The organism is Streptomyces sp. NPDC026500 (genome assembly GCF_055567635.1).
In genome coordinates this window covers 259,302-275,212 of record NZ_JBVHQB010000006.1, presented here as the reverse complement: position 1 = coordinate 275,212, position 15,911 = coordinate 259,302, and the positions used below count along the sequence as shown (strand labels likewise).

Genomic DNA, 15,911 nt, shown 5'->3' with positions numbered 1-15,911 from the left:
CCGGACTCGGGCGGATGATCCACACGTCACCCCCGGTCACCGGAGTGCGGGCTCAGGGCGCCACCCACGCGTAGCGGTGTTCCGGCCGTCCTGCGTCGCCGTATCTGAGGGACAGGCGCAGTCGTCCCGCTTGTTCCAGGTGTCGCAGATAGCGCTGGGCGGTGGATCGGCTGAGGCCGGTCTCGGCGGCCACCTCGTGGGCCGACAGCGGTTGGCGCGCGCGGTGCAGCACGTCGCAGATCAGGTCCGTCGTCGGCTCCGAATGACCGCTGGGCAGCCCGGGGGAGGACGGCGCGGGTGCGGTGCGCAGGGCGCCGAAGATCCGGTCGACCTGCTCCTGGCCCGTCACCCCCCGGCCGCCCACCCGGTCGACGGTGCGGCGCAGGGCGGCGTAGGAGTCGAGGCGGGTGCGCAGGGCGGTGAAGGTGAACGGCTTGACCAGGTAGTGCAGGGCGCCCAGGCGCATCGCCGTCTGAACGGTGACCACATCGCTGGCCGCGGTGATCATGATGACGTCGGTGCCGTGACCGTTCTCCCGCATCTGGTGGACGAGTTCGAGCCCCGTCCGGTCCGGCAGATAGTGGTCGAGCAGCACCAGGTCGATGGGCGCGCGCTCGACCGAGGCCAGGGCCTGGGCGGCACTGTGCGCGCGGGCGGCCACCCGGAATCCGGGAACCTTCCCCACGTACCTCGCGTTGATCTCGGCGACGCGGAAATCGTCGTCCACGACCAGGACGTCAATCATCGGGCCTCTTTCTCTCAAGGCCTGGGCGAGTGTTACGCCCGTGTTTCGGCTCCGCTGTTGTAGCGCGAGCAAAATGAGCACAACAGACTCTTGCGAGCAGAAGAATGCCTTGCGCCCAGAAGACTGATGCTGTGGCCCGCACCACATCTACGGTCCCGGGCCATGAGCACAGACACCAGCCCCGCCATCGAGCTGCGGGGCGCCAGCAAGATCTTCAAGACTCCGTCAGGGGGTTTGCACACAGCCGTCAGGGAGCTTGACCTGACCATCGGCCGGGGGGAGTTCGTGGCCGTCGTCGGACCGACCGGCTGCGGAAAGTCCACCACGCTGACGCTGGTCAGCGGTCTTGAGGAGCCCACCGAGGGCGAGGTCCTGGTCGCCGGAGAGCCGGTCGCCGGCGTCGGAGAAAAGGTCGGCTTCGTCTTCCAGCAGGATGCCACTTTCCCCTGGCGCACGGTTCTGTCCAACGTGATGGCCGGGCCCCGCTTCCGCGGTGTGCCCAAGGCGGAAGCGAAGCAGCGTGCCCGGGAATGGCTCGCCCGGGTAGGGCTCGCGGCCTTCGAGGACCGCTACCCCCACCAGCTCTCCGGCGGTCAGCGCAAGCGCGTCGCACTCGCCGCCACCTTCGTCAACGATCCCGAGATCCTGCTGATGGACGAGCCGTTCTCGGCGCTCGACGTGCAGACCAGGGCGCTGATGTCCGACGAACTGCTCGAACTGTGGGAAGGCACGGGCGCCTCGGTCGTCTTCGTCACCCACGACCTGGAGGAGTCCATCGCGCTCGCCGACAAGGTCGTCGTGATGACCGCGGGTCCCGCCACCGTGAAGCAGGTCTTCGACATCGATCTGCCGCGGCCGCGCAAGGTCGAACAGGTGCGCCTGGAGCCGCGGTTCATCGAGATCTACCGCGAGATCTGGGAGTCCCTGGGCGAAGAGGTCCGCATCACCCGCGAGAGGGGTGCCGCTCATGTCGCCTGAGGTTCTCAGCACCCCGGTCGTCGACACGGCCAAGATTCCGGGCCGCGCGCACTCCCGAGCCCGTGCCGCCCGCAGACGCAAGATCGTGGTGGGTACCTCACGGGTGCTGCTCCTGGTCACCGTGCTCGGCTTGTGGGAGGTGCTTTCCCGGGCCAAGGTCATCGACCCGTTCAACTTCTCGATGCCCTCGAAGATCTGGGAACAGATCCAGACCTGGGTGATGCACGGGACCGCGCTCGGCTCTCTCGGCGAGCAGATCTGGTACACGCTTCACGAGGCGCTGCTCGGCTGGGTCATCGGCGTGGTCGCCGGCGTGCTCTTCGGCATCGCCCTGGGGCGGATCACCTTGCTCGCAGACATCCTTGGTCCATACATCAAGGTGCTCAACTCCATACCGAGGATTGTCCTCGCGCCCATCTTCGTGATCTGGTTCGGACTCGGACCGGCCTCCAAGATCGCCTCGGCCGTGGTGCTCGTCTTCTTCCCGGTGTTCTTCAACGCCTTCCAGGGTGCTCGGGAGGTCGACCGGAACCTGGTGGCCAACGCACGGATCCTCGGCGCGAGCGACCGCCGGGTGACGCTTCAGGTCGTCATTCCGTCCGCCACCTCGTGGATCTTCACCAGCCTCCACGTCAGCTTCGGCTTCGCGCTCATCGGCGCGATCGTCGGCGAGTACATCGGCGCCACCAAGGGCATCGGCCTGCTCGTCGCGCAGTCGCAGGGCACCTTCAACGCGGCCGGCGTGTACGCGGCGATGGTCATCCTCGCTGTCGTCGCCCTGCTGGCCGAAGGACTCCTGACCTTCGGCGAACGCCGCATCTTCCGCTGGAAGCCGTCGGAATCCGACCGCTGACCCCGGCTTGCGGGCACACACGAACCCGCCCCCACTCCCTCCCGACTCCGCCGTACGCACGCACGGCCCCTCCTCCCTTCACAAGGACGTGAACCACCATGCGCAAGACCGCCAGATACTCCGCGCTCGCAGCCGCCGGTCTGCTCGCTCTCACCTCGCTCACCGCCTGCGCCAACGACGCGGCGAGCACGACTGCCGACTCCGGCAGCGGCGGGGGTGGCGGCAAGGGGGAGCACGTCAAGATCATGGTCGGTGGCCTGGACAAGGTCATCTACCTGCCGGCGATGCTCACCCAGCGGCTCGGCTACTTCCAGGCCGAGGGCCTGGACGTCCAGCTCCTCAGCGAGCCGGCCGGTGTCCAGGCCGAGACCGCCCTCGTCTCGGGACAGGTGCAGGGGGCCGTCGGCTTCTACGACCACACCCTCGACCTGCAGACCAAGGGCAAGGCCGTCGAGTCCGTCGTGCAGTTCTCGCACGCTCCGGGTGAGGTCGAGATCGTCTCCAACAAGCGTTCGGGCGACATCACTTCACCCAAGGACTTCAAGGGCAGGAAGCTCGGCATCACCGGACTGGGTTCCTCCACCGACTTCCTCACGAAGTACCTCGCGGTCAAGAACGGCGTGCAGGTCAGCGAGTTCACGCCGGTCGCCGTCGGCGCCGGGCCGACGTTCGTCTCCGCTCTCCAGCAGGGCGCCATCGACGGCGGCATGACGACGGACCCCACCGTCGCCACGGTCATGGAGAAGAACCTCGGCAAGGTCCTCATCGACATGCGGACGCCCGAGGGCTCCCAGAAGGCGCTCGGCGGGCCGTACCCCTCGTCCAGCCTCTACATGCAGACGGACTGGGTCAACAGCCACAAGGAGACGGTCCAGAAGCTGGCGAACGCCTTCGTGAAGACCCTCCGGTGGATGTCCGAGCACAGCGCCTCCGACATCGCCGCCAAGATGCCCGCCGACTACTCCCAGGGCGACAAGACGCTGTACGCCGGGGCCATCAAGAGCACGCTCCCGATGTTCACCGAGGACGGTGTGATGCCCGAGAACGGTCCCGAGACCGTCGAGAAGGTCCTCAAGGCGTTCAACCCCAACATCAAGAACGCCGACGTGGACCTGAGCAAGACGTACACCACGGAGTTCGTGAAGAAGGCGGCCGGCTGACCGGCTGCGGCCGGGAACGCGTCTAGCTGTTCTGTCGCGCGTACGACTGTGCTCCCCCGGCAGTCGTACGCGCGACGGGTGCGGGGCTGTCGCGCCTCGTCGGCCGTGTCCTCAGGCGCGGGTCGCCCAGAAGTAGCGATGCTCCGGGCGGCCCGCATCGCCGTATCTGAGGGTCAGTCCGGCCCTCCCCGTACGCTCCAGGAGCTTCAGATAGCGCTGCGCGGTCTGCCGGCTCAGTCCGGTCTCCTCCGCGACCTCCTGCGCCGACAGCGAGCCCTCCGCGCTCAGCAGGGCGCGCCGTACGAGCTCGGCGGTCGGAGGGGAGTGCCCCTTGGGCAGATCGGGCACGATGCCTGCCGAGAGGGCCCCGAAGATCCGGTCCACATCGGACTGTTCGGCCTTGCCGCCGCAGTCGAGGGTGCGTCGCAGATCCGCGTACGCCTCCAACTTGGCCCGCAGCCCGGCGAACGAGAACGGCTTGACCAGGTACTGGAGTACGCCCTGCCGCAACGCCGCCCGGACGGTCGAGATGTCACGTGCCGCGGTCACCATGATCACGTCGGTCTGGTGGCCCCGTCGGCGCATCTCCTGGACCACCGCGAGGCCCGTACCGTCCGGCAGGTAGTGGTCCATGAGGACCAGGTCCAGGCGCGGCAGCGTCTCCATCCGGCGCAGCGCTTCGGCGGCGCTGTGCGCTTCCCCCGAGACACGGAAGCCCGGCACCTTCTCCACGTAGGCGGCGTTGACGCGAGCGACCCGAGCGTCGTCGTCCACGACCAGGACCTCGATCATCGCGACTTCCCCTCGGCGCTCCGGTCGCTCCGGGCGTTCCTGGTGCCTCCGGTGGCGGCATCGGCGGTCTCCGGAGAGGGGAGCTGTCGTACGACTCCTGGTTCCTGACCGGGGACGGGGGCGAGCCCGTCCTGCGCCGCGAGCCCGTCGTCCAGCACTCCGCTGTCCTTCGGCGCGAGCCCCGGGTCCGTCAGCGCCTCCGGCAGGACGACCGTGAACTGCGCGCCTCCGCCGTCCGCATCGGCCACCTCCGCGCTGCCGCCCTGCCGCTCGGCGAGGCGCCGCACCAAGGAGAGGCCGATTCCACGTTTGCCGTGCGCGGGGGGCTTCTTGGTGCTCCAGCCGTCCGTGAAGATCAACTCCCGCCGTTCCTCCGGGATGCCGGGCCCGGTGTCCCGCACCTGAAGTACGGCGGTGCGCCCTTCGGAGCGCAATTCGACCTCCACGCGCGCGTGGAGCGTGCCCGCGACGGCGTCCAGCGCGTTGTCGACGAGGTTCCCGACGACGGTGACGAGCCCTCGCGGGTCGATCAACCGGTCCGGCAGCAGCGTCCGGTCCGAGATCCACAGCGCCACCCCACGCTCGGTCGCCACCGTCGCCTTGCCGACCAGGAGGGCGGCGAGCAGCGGATCGTGGATCTTCTCGGTGACCTGTTCCGCGGTGACCCTGTGGTCACCGACCACCTCTCCGACGAATTCCACTGCGTCGTCGTACATCTCCAGTTCGAGCAGCCCCAGGAGCGTGTGCATGCGGTTGGCGTGCTCGTGGTCCTGCGCGCGCAACGCGTCGATCAGGCCGTGCGTGGAGTCGAGCTCGCGGCCGAGCTGCTCCAGTTCGGTCCGGTCGCGCAGTGTGGCGACGGCGCCGCCGTCCTCGGTGGGCATCCGGTTGGCGACCAGGACGCGCTGACCGCGGACGGTGAGCAGGTCCGTGCCGGTGACGCGCCCGGCCAGCACATCCGTCGTACGGCCAGGTCCCAGCGCGTCGTCGAGCGGCTGTCCGATGGCCTCGGAGCCGACCCCCAGTAGCCGCTGCGCCTCGTCGTTCAGGAGGCGCACGCGACCGCCGCGGTCGAGGGCGACCACGCCTTCCCGGATGCCGTGCAGCATCGCCTCGCGCTCCGCCAGCAGCGCCGAGATATCGGAGAAGGCCAGGTCACGGGTCTGTCGCTGGACCCTTCGGGAGATCAGATACGCGGCCAGCGCGCCGACGGCCATGGCCGCGCCCGCGTACGCGAACAATCCCGGGATCGCGTCGATCAACCGGGCCCGCACACTGTCGTACCTGATACCGACCGACACCGCCCCGATGATCCGGCCGTCGGCGTCGCGCAGCGGCACCTTGCCTCGTGCGGAGCGGCCCAGCGTTCCGGTGTCGATGTCCATGACGTCGCTGCCGGCCAGGGCCCGGTCGGGGTTCGTCGACACCGGCTTGCCGATCTCGGCAGGGTTCCTGTGGGACCAGCGGATGCCCTGCATGTTCATCACGACGACGTACTCGGCACGGCTCGCCTTCCGTATGCGCTCGGCCTCGGCCTGCACGGGGCCGGTCGTGGAGGGAGTTGTCCTCTGGAGGTCCACGGCGATCTGCGGCTGCGCGGCCGTGGTCCGCGCGATCGCGAGGGCGCGCTGCATGGCCTGGTCGTCCAGCTGCGCGCTCAGCGGCGCGAGGAACAGCCCGGTGGCGAGTACGGCGACTCCCGCCGCGATCGCGATCTGCATGAAGAGCACTTGTGAGAACACTCGCCGCGGCAGACCGAGGCGCAGTCGTCGTACGGGGGGAGTGGGGCTCATGCCCCTGACGGTACGGGGGCGTACGCGCCCCTCCGAAGGGAGTGTGGCGTGGATCTCTTGATCAATGGGCGAGGCGGTCGTGGGGCTGGCTGAGAGGAGAGGGATCTGGGAGGCGGGATCCGGGAGCTTGTGGTCGGTGCGCGGGAAGTCCGTGCCTGACGCCGACGGGTAGGGCACGGCTTCATTGATCGGGCAGCGGGAAGCCGGGCAACGGCCCGGTTCGGGCGAGCCCGGCAGCTCCGGCCGTCGGGCCGGACTCCGGAGTCGCCGATCCGGCGCCAGGGAGCGGACGAGGGCTCCCGGTTCGCGCGAGCCTCGGACTCTGGCCGGCGGGGCCAGGTCGCGGTGTCGTTGATCCGGCGGTACGGAGCCGGCGACGGCCCCGGTTCTTTCGGGCGAGCGCGGGACACGGGCCGTCAGCAGGCCACGGCGACCGCCGCCTCCTCCAGCTGCCGTACGGCCACCACGTCCATCCGCGCGGGTGAACCGAGTGCCGAGCCGCAGCTCTCCGGGCGGGGCGGCAGCGAGGCGCCCTGCGCGATCATGACCCGCCACAGGCGGCCGTCGGCGTGGGCGACGGTCACCGCCCAGCGCGGCGCCGCGCCCTCCGTGCGGATCACCGTCAGGACATCGGCGGCGTGCTCTCCCGAAGCCGTCCGTACGGCCAGCTCGGCCGCCTGGCCGGGGCGTTCCCAGGCGGAGTTCCCGCGACAGCCCTCGGTGACGACACGGCCTTCCCGGACGCCCTGGAGGATCTCCTTGACGGCGTGGGCCTCGGCACGGCCGTACGCGTACCCGTACGGCAGGACCAGCACCGTGGGCGAGAAGCGATGACCACCCAGATGGGTCACCTCCCAGACACCGTTGACACCGGAGGCGGCCAGTTCCGCCGCCAGGGGCCGTCCGAGCAGGGCGCAGCAGCGGTCGCGCTTGCCGTTGGTGCAGACGAGGGCCAGCGGATCGTCGGTGTGGGGCCGCCCTCGGAGAACCTGGTCGAAGGAGCGCGGATCACCCGTGCCGAGCGCGGTGAAGTCGAGGTCGAGCAGCCGCCCGGGATCACGCGTCATTGCGGCGCGCAGCCATACGTTTCCTGGGGTGGTGTGGGCCGCGTACACATGCCGCTCGGCGGGCGCACCGCAATCGGCATGGCGCCCGGGACGGCGGATGAGCGCGATCCGTACTCCTGTGCCCTGCGCGGCGGCTTCGAGGGCGCGGCCGAGCGTGGGGTCCAGGTGGCTCGAAGTGAGCGCCTTCGCACCCCAGGGTCCGGGCTGCTCGATGAGCAGCCATGTCGTCGCGGTGGCCGCGGTCCCGGAGAGGGGCTCGTCGAGGTGCCGCGACGCGGTCGTGCACGTACTCACAGAGGTGAGCCTAACCTGACTTCGCCCGGGGAGACTTCCCGCCGTGTACACGGGGGCGCGTCAGGGTTGGTCCGGGCGCGCTGTCGGGTGTGCGGAAGTGCGTGTGGGGCGAGCGCGCAGGGAGGGCGCGCACAGGGCGCTCTTCTCACGCCCGGCGTGCGCCGTCTAGCGGGGGAGCGGCTGCGGTGGCCGCTCGCCCACGTAGTGCCCGCTCGGTCGCATCCGCAAGGGGCGCTCCGCGTACTCCTCCAGGATGTGGGCGATCCAGCCCGCCGTCCGGGCGACAGCGAAGATCGTCTCTCCGGCCGAGGCCGGCATGCCGGACGAGACGGTGAAGACGGCCAGGGCCAGGTCGACATTGGCGTGCAGGGGTGTGTGGCGGGCCGTGGTGGTCACCACGTCATGGGCCGCCGCCATGGCGGGCGCCGCACCGGGCACTTCCTCCAGGAGCGCGAACAGGGCACGCGCGCGTGGATCCTCGCCCGGGTAGAGCCGATGGCCGAGTCCGGGGACATGGCGCCCGGCGCGCAGTTCGTCGGCGACCACGGGAGCGGCGGTGCCCTGGTCCAGAACGTCGAGCAGCAGCCGGTGCGCGAGCCCGCTGGCCGCCCCGTGCAGGGGCCCTTCGAGGACGCCGAGGCCCGCCGACACGGCCGCGTACGCGTGGGCGCGGGCCGAAGCCGCGACCCGCACCGCCAGCGTCGAGGCGGCCAGGTCGTGGTCGACGAGCAGCCCGAGTGCCGTGTCCAGTACGCGCAGTGACGCGTCGTCAGGTGTACGTCCGCTGAGCCGTGCCCACAGCCGATGGGCCAGCGGGCCCTCGTCGCGGTGGTCGTGCCGTACCGGGGGAAGCGCGGCGACGAGGGTGGGAATGAGGGTGCGCCCGGTGCCGAGCACGGCGCTCTCGGAGAGGTCGAAACGCAGTGGATCGGCCGCCGCGGCGGCGATCGCCGCGACGCGCAGCCGGTCGGTCGGGCCGCTGTGCTCGGGCAGCGCGTCGACGCTGCGCCGGGCGATGGCCGCGGAGGCCTCCGGGGTCGTGAAGGTGACGCCGGGGCGCAGCTCGCCGGTCCACAGCCATTCGGCGATCTCTTCGTAGGAGTACCGCGCGGCCAGTTCCGTCGCGTCGACGCCTCGGAAGTAGTACCGATCCTTGTCGATCAGGGTGATGCGGGTGCGGACGGACAGCTCGCCGCCACTGCTCGAAGTACCCCCGCTCTCCCGTCTGTTGCGCCGCGCGAGTGCCTCCACCTCCTTGGTGTCGAACGTGCTCCCGCGTCCTCCCGGCTCCCGCCTGCTGCTGAGCTGACCGCGGCTCACATACGCGTACACGGTCTCCGGCTTCACGCCGAGCAGTTCGGCGGTCTCCTTGGTGCTGAGCCGCCGGCCCTCGCGTGCCGGCGTTGCCGCTTCTCGATCCCTCATGAGCGCCACCGTATCTGTGGATCAGTGCATTGATTGGATCAATATTGACAGTCACACAGTCAAGCATGGACAGTCGAATCAAGTCCAGGGAGGAAACATGCCGATCAACCGGGCCGCGTCCACCTCTGTCGACGTGCCGCGAGGACTCGCGGGCGTCGTCGTCACCGACACCGAACTGGGTGACGTCAGGGGGCTGGAGGGCTTCTACCACTACCGCCAGTACTCGGCCGTCGACCTCGCGCAGACCCGCGGCTTCGAGGACGTCTGGCATCTGCTGGCCCATGGTGAACTGCCCGACCGGGCTCGCCGTGCCGCCTTCGCCGCGCGGACCGCGCGGCTCCGCCGGCTGCCGGACGACGTGCGCGCCGCGCTGCCCGCGATCGCGGCGGCGACCGGACCGTCGGGACCACTCGCCGGACTGCGCACCGCGTTGTCGCTGCTCGGGGCCTCGCTGGGGTTCCGTCCGGTCTACGACATCGACACAGGGCGGCGCCGCGACGACGGCCTTGCGGCGACGGCGGCCGTGCCGACGCTGCTCACCGCGCTGTACCGGCTCGGACAGGGGCTGGAGCCGGTGGAGCCGCGCGAGGACCTGGGGTACGCCGCCAACTACCTGTACATGTTGACGGGTTCGGAGCCGGAAGCGGCCCGTGCCCGTGCGGTTGAGCAATACCTCATCTCAACCATTGACCATGGATTCAATGCATCAACGTTCACGGCACGGGTGATCGCGTCCACCGGTGCGGATGTGGCGGCCTGCCTCGTTGGCGCGGTCGGGGCCCTCTCAGGCCCTCTCCACGGGGGTGCTCCCAGTCGTGCCCTGGACACCCTCGACGCGATCGGGACCCGCGACCGTATCGACCCCTGGATCCGCGAGCGTGTCCTCGCCGGCGATCGCATCATGGGCTTCGGGCACCCCGTCTATCGAACGGAGGACCCGCGTTCGCGCATGCTCCGCGGGCTGGCTCAGGGGTTCGGCGGCCCGCTCGTCGAGTTCGCCGTCGAGGTGGAACGCCAGGTGGAGGCGATCCTGGCCGAACTCAAGCCGGGCCGCGAGCTGCATACCAACGTGGAGTTCTACGCCGGTGTGGTCATGGAACTCTGCGGGCTGCCCCGCGGGATGTTCACCCCCACGTTCGCCGCCGCCCGTGTGGTCGGCTGGAGCGCCAACATCATGGAACAGGCGGAGGACTCGAAGATCATCCGCCCGGCGGCCCGGTATGTGGGACCGGTTCCGCCGGTGGCGGTGCCCGCTCTCGGCTGAGCGGCCCGAAACGGGCCCGGCACCAGGTCGGTGCCGAGCCCGGGGTGGCGGTTGTTCCGGAACCACTGCCGCTACGCGCGGGGAATATCGTCCTTGGCCTGGACGAGTGTCTCGCGCGTGATGACCACGATCCGCTCGTCGTCGGCTCGTGCGGCGTCGTGCGGGAGCTCCTGCTCGAGCTCCTGAGTGGCCTCGCGCCCGATGACGGCGAAGCTGCCGTCGCTGAGCTCGAAGATGTCGGGACAGGACTGGCCAGTTGCGCTGCCTCGTGCACGGGGAGAGGCACCGATCCGACGGACGACAGTCGTCATTGTCTCGGCCTTTCGTGCGGTGACCCTGAGGTCACGGTGTAGGTCGTCCCGTGGCCGCCCACCGGACAGGGGCGGCTTGCGAATCGGGGCTACCGAGGGCAAAGCGAACGCATAGCGATGTGATGGTCTGCCGTACTCGCGTGAGAGTACGGCGTTCGGCCACCTATACGTCGGGAATATCCGCCTTCGCGTGAATAAGGGTTTCCCGGGACACTACGACGATCCTTTCGTAGTCTGCCCGGGACGCGTCGGGGGGAAGATCGGCGTCGAGTGTCTCGGTGACATCTGTTCCGATCACAGCGAACCTGCCGTCGGACAGTTCGAAAATGTCTGGGCAAGTGGCACCGGACGTACTTCCTCGCAAACTCGGAGGAGTGCCAATCCGACGGATGATGTGGCTCACTGTTCTTGATTCCCTTTGATCTCGAGGTGGGATTGCCTGCGCACTGTTGCTGCGCGGCACGATGCGGCCCTGTGGGGCTGCGACCTCGGACCGGGCGGCGTGGAGCGACGGTTCGGTGGGGATCGACCCAAACGTAATAGCGCAGCAGTCAACCCTGTTGGCAACTGAGGAAACGCGGCGGTTTACTGGTTCGTTATGGCCCGAAGGTGTGATCCGCCCGCCAGGGTGGCGCAGATGAACATGTTTGCGCCGGAGCGTGGCGGACGGAAGGCGCTACTCGCTCGGCGGTTCACCCACGACCCACCACTCGTCCGTGTCCGTCTCCTCCAGCTGGGCCAGGAGATCTTCGACCATAAGTCCGATTTGGGCTTCTTCTGATGTGCTGATGAGAGCTGCTCGATGAGGGCGCGTCGCATACCAGTACTCGCGGAAGATCGGGTGCTGGAGCCATCCGCGGGCAAAGCCGAAGAATTCCTCGCGGGTGATGTTGCCCATGCGGTAGTAGCAGAGCGCGTTGGTGTACAAGGCGTTGGTGAAGAGGAACTGGCGCTGTTTCCTCGGGGAGACGTTCCCCTCGTACGCGTCCAGTACCTCGGCCAGTTCGGGATCGTCCATGGCCTTGCTCAGCAGCTCCCAGTGAAGACGCTGTTGGTGGGCGAGATTGGCCTGTCGCTGGGTCTGAGCGGCTTGCTCGAGCAGCTCGATCCGCGCGTGCAACGCGTCAAGCGTGGTTCGCTGCGCGACGAGGGTGACGGCGGCCCCTGTCAGCAGGCCGACCGCTGCCGCGGCGGCGGAGCCCAACCCACGCACTTTGACTTTCCGTGTGGCCATGTCAACCCCCGAATCAGGCGACCGTCCGCCGGTCGTCGGTTGTGGGGCGACAGGGAGCGGACCGGCGAGCGGTGGGCGGCGCGCTTGCCGCCCCCCAGTGTTGCCGAGCGGCTCTGATCGGCAGGGAGGCGGAGAGGAGGCGCACGGAGGGATGTGCGGGTCGCGTCCACCGGCGCCATGTCCAACGTGTGCCCCGCGAGCGCCGCTAACAATCGTTCACTTCGGGGCGTTTCCTCCCACTCGTATGCTGGGTCGGCATTCATTCCCCGCGTGAGCGCCGGTCCCGTGAGCCGGTGCGCGCACAGGTTCAGAGAGGGCGCATGGTGAGCCAGTCGAGTCCCCGGCAGATCCCGGTCATCGTTCTCGCCGGTTTCCTGGGGTCCGGCAAGACCACGCTGCTCAACCATCTCCTGCACCGCAGCGGTGGCAGCCGTATCGGAGCCGTCGTCAATGACTTCGGGGCCATCGAGATCGACGCGATGGCGGTGGCCGGAGCGCTCGGCGACTCCACGGTCTCGCTCGGCAACGGGTGTCTGTGCTGTGCGGTCGATGTCGGTGAACTTGATCAATATCTGGATCGGCTTGCTCAACCCTCTGCCCGGATCGACGTGATCGTCATCGAGGCGAGCGGGCTCGCCGAGCCCCAGGAGCTCGTGCGCATGGTGCTCGCCAGCGAGCATCCGGGGATCGTGTACGGAGGGCTCGTCGAGGTCGTCGACGCCGCCGAGTTCGCCGGCACACGCGAGAAGCATCCCGAGATCGACCGGCACCTCGCTCTCGCCGATCTCGTCGTCGTCAACAAGACCGACCGGGCCGACGACGCCGGGCGGGTGCTGAATGCCGTCCGGGAGCTCGCCGACCGCGCCGCGGTCGTCCCCGCGACCTACGGTCGTGTCGATCCGGAGTTCCTCTTCGACTGCAGGCCCAGCGAGGAGCGCATCGGACAGCTGTCCTTCGACGATCTCCACGCTCATGAGGAAGGCGAGGAAGGCGACCCGGGGGAGGGCGGCCATGAGGAGTACGGCCACCTCGGCCATCTGCACTCCGCGTACGAATCCCTCTCCTTCAGCTCCGAAGTGCCGCTGCAGCCACGGCGGTTGATGGCATTCCTCGACAGCAGGCCCGATGGGCTCTACCGGATCAAGGGATACGTCGACTTCGGCGTCCAGGACACCCGCAACCGGTACGCCGTGCACGCTGTCGGGCGGTTCCTGCGCTTCTATCCGGAGCCCTGGGCCGACGCGGACGAGCGGCTCACCCAGCTCGTCCTCATCGGCTCCGGGATCGACGCGGTGGCCCTGGCCAAGGAGCTGGAGGCATGCAAAGAGGACGTCCCGCATGCCGACGAACACAGCATGTGGGGCGTCCTCCGCTACGTACAGGAGCCGAACCCGGAGGGCTGACCGCGGACTACACCGGGCCCGCCACCACCGACACCGGCTTGCCGAGCGAGATGCCCGAGCCGTCACGGCGCGGGTCGATCTCCGGCAGGTCGACGGGCATGCCGGTCTTCTGCGCCGCGCGTCCCGGCGTCGGACCGGCCCAGGCCAGCGACAGGCAGTCCTCGCCCTTCAGGAACCGCTGGCAGCGCACACCGCCCGTGGCGCGGCCCTTGCGCGGGTACTGGTCGAAGGGAGTCAGCTTGGCCGTGGTCTGGACGGAGTCGTCCAGCGTCCCCCGCGAACCCGCCACCGTGAACACCACGGCGTCGACCGCCGGGTCGACCGCGGTGAACGAGATCACCTTCGCGCCCTCGGTCAGCTTGATGCCCGCCATGCCGCCCGCGGCACGGCCCTGCGGGCGTACCTGCGAGGCCTGGTAGCGCAGCAACTGGGCGTCGTCCGTGATGAAGACCAGGTCCTCCTCGCCGGTGCGCAGCTCGACGGCGCCGACGATCCGGTCGCCGTCCTTGAGGGTGATGACCTCCAGCTCCTCCTTGTTCGAGGGGTAGTCGGGCACCACACGTTTGACGACACCCTGCTCCGTGCCGATCGCCAGGCCCGGCGACGTCTCGTCGAGGGTCGCCAGACAGATCACCGTCTCGTCCGGCTCCAGGGTGGACAGGAACTCCGAGATCGGAGCGCCCCCGGAGAGATTGGGCGCCGACGCCGTCTCGGGCAGCTGCGGGAGGTCGATCACATTCAGGCGGAGGAGGCGGCCCAGGGACGTGACAGCACCGATCTCGCCGCGTGCCGTGGTGGGCACCGCGGAGACGATCACGTCGTGCTTGGTGCGCTTGCCGTCCGGTTCCTCCCCGAACGGATCAGCGGTCGCCGTGCGCGCCAGCAGTCCCGTCGAGGACAGCAGAACCCGGCACGGGTCGTCGGCGACCTGGAGCGAGACCGTCGCGGTGGGGCTGCCCGCGGACTCCAGGAGCACCGTACGCCGGTCGGTGGCGAACTTCTTGGCCACCGCGGCCAGTTCGCCGGAGACCAGCTTGCGCAGCTCCGCGTCCGACTCCAGGATCCCGGTCAGCTCGTCGATCTCGCCGTTGAGCCGGTCGCGCTCCGACTCCAGCTCGATGCGGTCGAACCGGGTGAGGCGGCGCAGCGGCGTGTCCAGGATGTACTGCGTCTGGATCTCCGAGAGGGAGAAGTGCTCGATCAGGCGTTCCTTGGCCTGCGCCGAGTTGTCGCTGGAGCGGATGAGGCGGATGACCTCGTCGATGTCCAGGAGGGCGACGAGGAGACCCTCGACCAGGTGCAGCCGGTCGCGCTTCTTGGTGCGGCGGAACTCGCTGCGGCGGCGCACGACGTCGAAGCGGTGGTCGAGGTAGACCTCCAGCAGCTCCTTGAGGCCCAGAGTGAGCGGCTGACCGTCCACCAGTGCCACGTTGTTGATGCCGAAGGACTCCTCCATCGGCGTCAGCTTGTAGAGCTGTTCGAGGACCGCCTCCGGCACGAAGCCGTTCTTGATCTCGATGACCAGACGCAGTCCGTGCGAACGGTCGGTGAGGTCCTTGACGTCGGCGATGCCCTGGAGCTTCTTCGCGCCGACCAGGTCCTTGATCTTGGCGATCACCTTCTCCGGGCCGACGGTGAAGGGCAGTTCGGTGACGACGAGGCCCTTGCGGCGCGCCGTGACGTCCTCGACCGACACCGTGGCACGGATCTTGAAGGTGCCGCGGCCGTTCTCGTACGCGTCCCTGATCCCGGAGAGGCCGACGATCCGGCCGCCGGTGGGCAGGTCGGGGCCCGGGACGTGCTTCATCAGCGTCTCGAGGTCGGCGCCCGGGTACCGGATGAGGTGACGGGCGGCGGCGATGACCTCGCCGAGGTTGTGCGGCGGCATGTTGGTGGCCATGCCGACGGCGATCCCGGAGGAGCCGTTGACCAGGAGGTTCGGGAAGGCGGCCGGGAGAGCCACGGGCTCCCGCTCCTGGCCGTCGTAGTTGGGCGAGAAGTCGACGGTGTCCTCGTCGATCGACTCGGTCATCAACGACGTCGCGTCGGCCATCCGGGCCTCGGTGTAGCGCATCGCGGCCGGCGGGTCGTCGTTGCCGAGCGAACCGAAGTTGCCGTGGCCGTCGACCAGGGGAAGACGCATGGAGAAGGGCTGCGCCAGACGCACCAGGGCGTCGTAGATCGACGCGTCGCCGTGCGGGTGCAGCTTGCCCATGACCTCGCCGACGACGCGGGCACACTTCACATAGCCGCGGTCGGGACGCAGGCCCATCTCGTTCATCTGGTACACGATGCGGCGGTGCACCGGCTTGAGGCCGTCGCGGGCGTCCGGCAGGGCTCGCGAGTAGATGACCGAGTACGCGTATTCGAGGAAGGAGCCCTGCATCTCGTCCACGACGTCGATGTCGAGGATCTTCTCCTCGTACGAGTCGTCGGGCGGCGGGGTCTTCGTGCTGCGGCGGGCCATCGCTGCTGCGGCTCCTTCACAGTCTCTGCCGGGGCATGAACGGGTTCTGACGCGCACCATTGTGGACCGCCCCACTGACAACGCCGACCGCGACCCGTCCGTAGCGCCCCTCCGGCGCGCTCCGC

14 protein-coding genes are annotated in these 15,911 nt (G+C 69.1%); 5 read left to right on the top strand and 9 right to left on the bottom strand.

The annotated features are described in order from the left end of the window. Nucleotides 1–52: 52 nt before the first annotated feature. A complete protein-coding gene (locus tag ACZ4N5_RS14120; RefSeq protein ID WP_467757348.1) occupies nucleotides 53–745 on the bottom strand; it encodes a response regulator in 693 nt (230 codons plus the stop codon). Between the two features lie 162 nt (nucleotides 746–907). On the opposite strand from ACZ4N5_RS14120, the gene ACZ4N5_RS14115 reads away from it, so the two are divergent. From ACZ4N5_RS14115 to ACZ4N5_RS14105, 3 genes are all read left to right on the top strand, one after another. Next, a complete protein-coding gene (locus ACZ4N5_RS14115) occupies nucleotides 908–1,723 on the top strand; it encodes an ABC transporter ATP-binding protein (RefSeq protein ID WP_467757347.1) in 816 nt (271 codons plus the stop codon). Then, the gene (locus ACZ4N5_RS14110) at nucleotides 1,713–2,576 is read left to right on the top strand and encodes an ABC transporter permease (protein ID WP_467757346.1); all 864 of its coding nucleotides are present in this window, start codon (nucleotides 1,713–1,715) and stop codon (nucleotides 2,574–2,576) included. Before ACZ4N5_RS14115 ends, ACZ4N5_RS14110 begins: the two co-directional genes overlap by 11 nt. Before the next feature lie 98 nt (nucleotides 2,577–2,674). Continuing rightward, complete coding sequence (locus ACZ4N5_RS14105) at nucleotides 2,675–3,736, top strand: ABC transporter substrate-binding protein (protein ID WP_467757345.1); 1,062 nt, start codon at nucleotides 2,675–2,677, stop codon at nucleotides 3,734–3,736. Between the two features lie 111 nt (nucleotides 3,737–3,847). On the opposite strand, the gene ACZ4N5_RS14100 is transcribed toward ACZ4N5_RS14105, so the two are convergent. From ACZ4N5_RS14100 to ACZ4N5_RS14085, 4 genes are all read right to left on the bottom strand, one after another. Further along, nucleotides 3,848–4,528 carry a response regulator gene (locus tag ACZ4N5_RS14100; protein WP_467757344.1) on the bottom strand — a complete coding sequence of 227 codons (681 nt, stop codon included), beginning with the start codon at nucleotides 4,526–4,528 and terminating at the stop codon, nucleotides 3,848–3,850. Next, nucleotides 4,525–6,321, bottom strand: a complete 1,797-nt coding sequence (locus ACZ4N5_RS14095) for an ATP-binding protein (RefSeq protein WP_467757343.1) — start codon at nucleotides 6,319–6,321, stop codon at nucleotides 4,525–4,527. The genes ACZ4N5_RS14100 and ACZ4N5_RS14095 overlap by 4 nt, the downstream gene beginning before the upstream one ends. Before the next feature lie 416 nt (nucleotides 6,322–6,737). Beyond that, a complete protein-coding gene (locus ACZ4N5_RS14090; RefSeq protein WP_467757342.1) occupies nucleotides 6,738–7,682 on the bottom strand; it encodes a sucrase ferredoxin in 945 nt (314 codons plus the stop codon). A gap of 165 nt (nucleotides 7,683–7,847) precedes the next feature. Then, nucleotides 7,848–9,107 carry a citrate synthase gene (locus ACZ4N5_RS14085; RefSeq protein ID WP_467757341.1) on the bottom strand — a complete coding sequence of 420 codons (1,260 nt, stop codon included), beginning with the start codon at nucleotides 9,105–9,107 and terminating at the stop codon, nucleotides 7,848–7,850. Between the two features lie 97 nt (nucleotides 9,108–9,204). On the opposite strand from ACZ4N5_RS14085, the gene ACZ4N5_RS14080 reads away from it, so the two are divergent. After that, nucleotides 9,205–10,371 carry a citrate synthase/methylcitrate synthase gene (locus tag ACZ4N5_RS14080; protein WP_467757340.1) on the top strand — a complete coding sequence of 389 codons (1,167 nt, stop codon included), beginning with the start codon at nucleotides 9,205–9,207 and terminating at the stop codon, nucleotides 10,369–10,371. Nucleotides 10,372–10,442: 71 nt separating this feature from the next. Here the strand turns inward: ACZ4N5_RS14080 and ACZ4N5_RS14075 are convergent, their stop codons facing one another. The 3 genes from ACZ4N5_RS14075 to ACZ4N5_RS14065 form a co-directional block, all read right to left on the bottom strand. Further along, entirely contained in the window at nucleotides 10,443–10,682 is a 240-nt protein-coding gene (locus ACZ4N5_RS14075) for a hypothetical protein (protein WP_467757339.1), read from the bottom strand. A gap of 163 nt (nucleotides 10,683–10,845) precedes the next feature. Next, complete coding sequence (locus ACZ4N5_RS14070) at nucleotides 10,846–11,073, bottom strand: hypothetical protein (protein ID WP_355853482.1); 228 nt, start codon at nucleotides 11,071–11,073, stop codon at nucleotides 10,846–10,848. 285 nt (nucleotides 11,074–11,358) lie between these two features. Next, a complete protein-coding gene (locus tag ACZ4N5_RS14065) occupies nucleotides 11,359–11,895 on the bottom strand; it encodes a DUF6082 family protein (protein WP_467757338.1) in 537 nt (178 codons plus the stop codon). Between the two features lie 341 nt (nucleotides 11,896–12,236). Between ACZ4N5_RS14065 and ACZ4N5_RS14060 the strand changes: the two genes are divergently transcribed. Continuing rightward, a complete protein-coding gene (locus ACZ4N5_RS14060; protein WP_467757337.1) occupies nucleotides 12,237–13,319 on the top strand; it encodes a CobW family GTP-binding protein in 1,083 nt (360 codons plus the stop codon). Nucleotides 13,320–13,326: 7 nt separating this feature from the next. Here ACZ4N5_RS14060 and ACZ4N5_RS14055 read toward each other — a convergent pair whose 3' ends face one another. Beyond that, nucleotides 13,327–15,786, bottom strand: coding sequence for a DNA gyrase/topoisomerase IV subunit A (locus ACZ4N5_RS14055; protein ID WP_467757336.1), 2,460 nt, complete (start codon nucleotides 15,784–15,786; stop codon nucleotides 13,327–13,329). Between the last annotated feature and the right edge of the window lie 125 nt (nucleotides 15,787–15,911).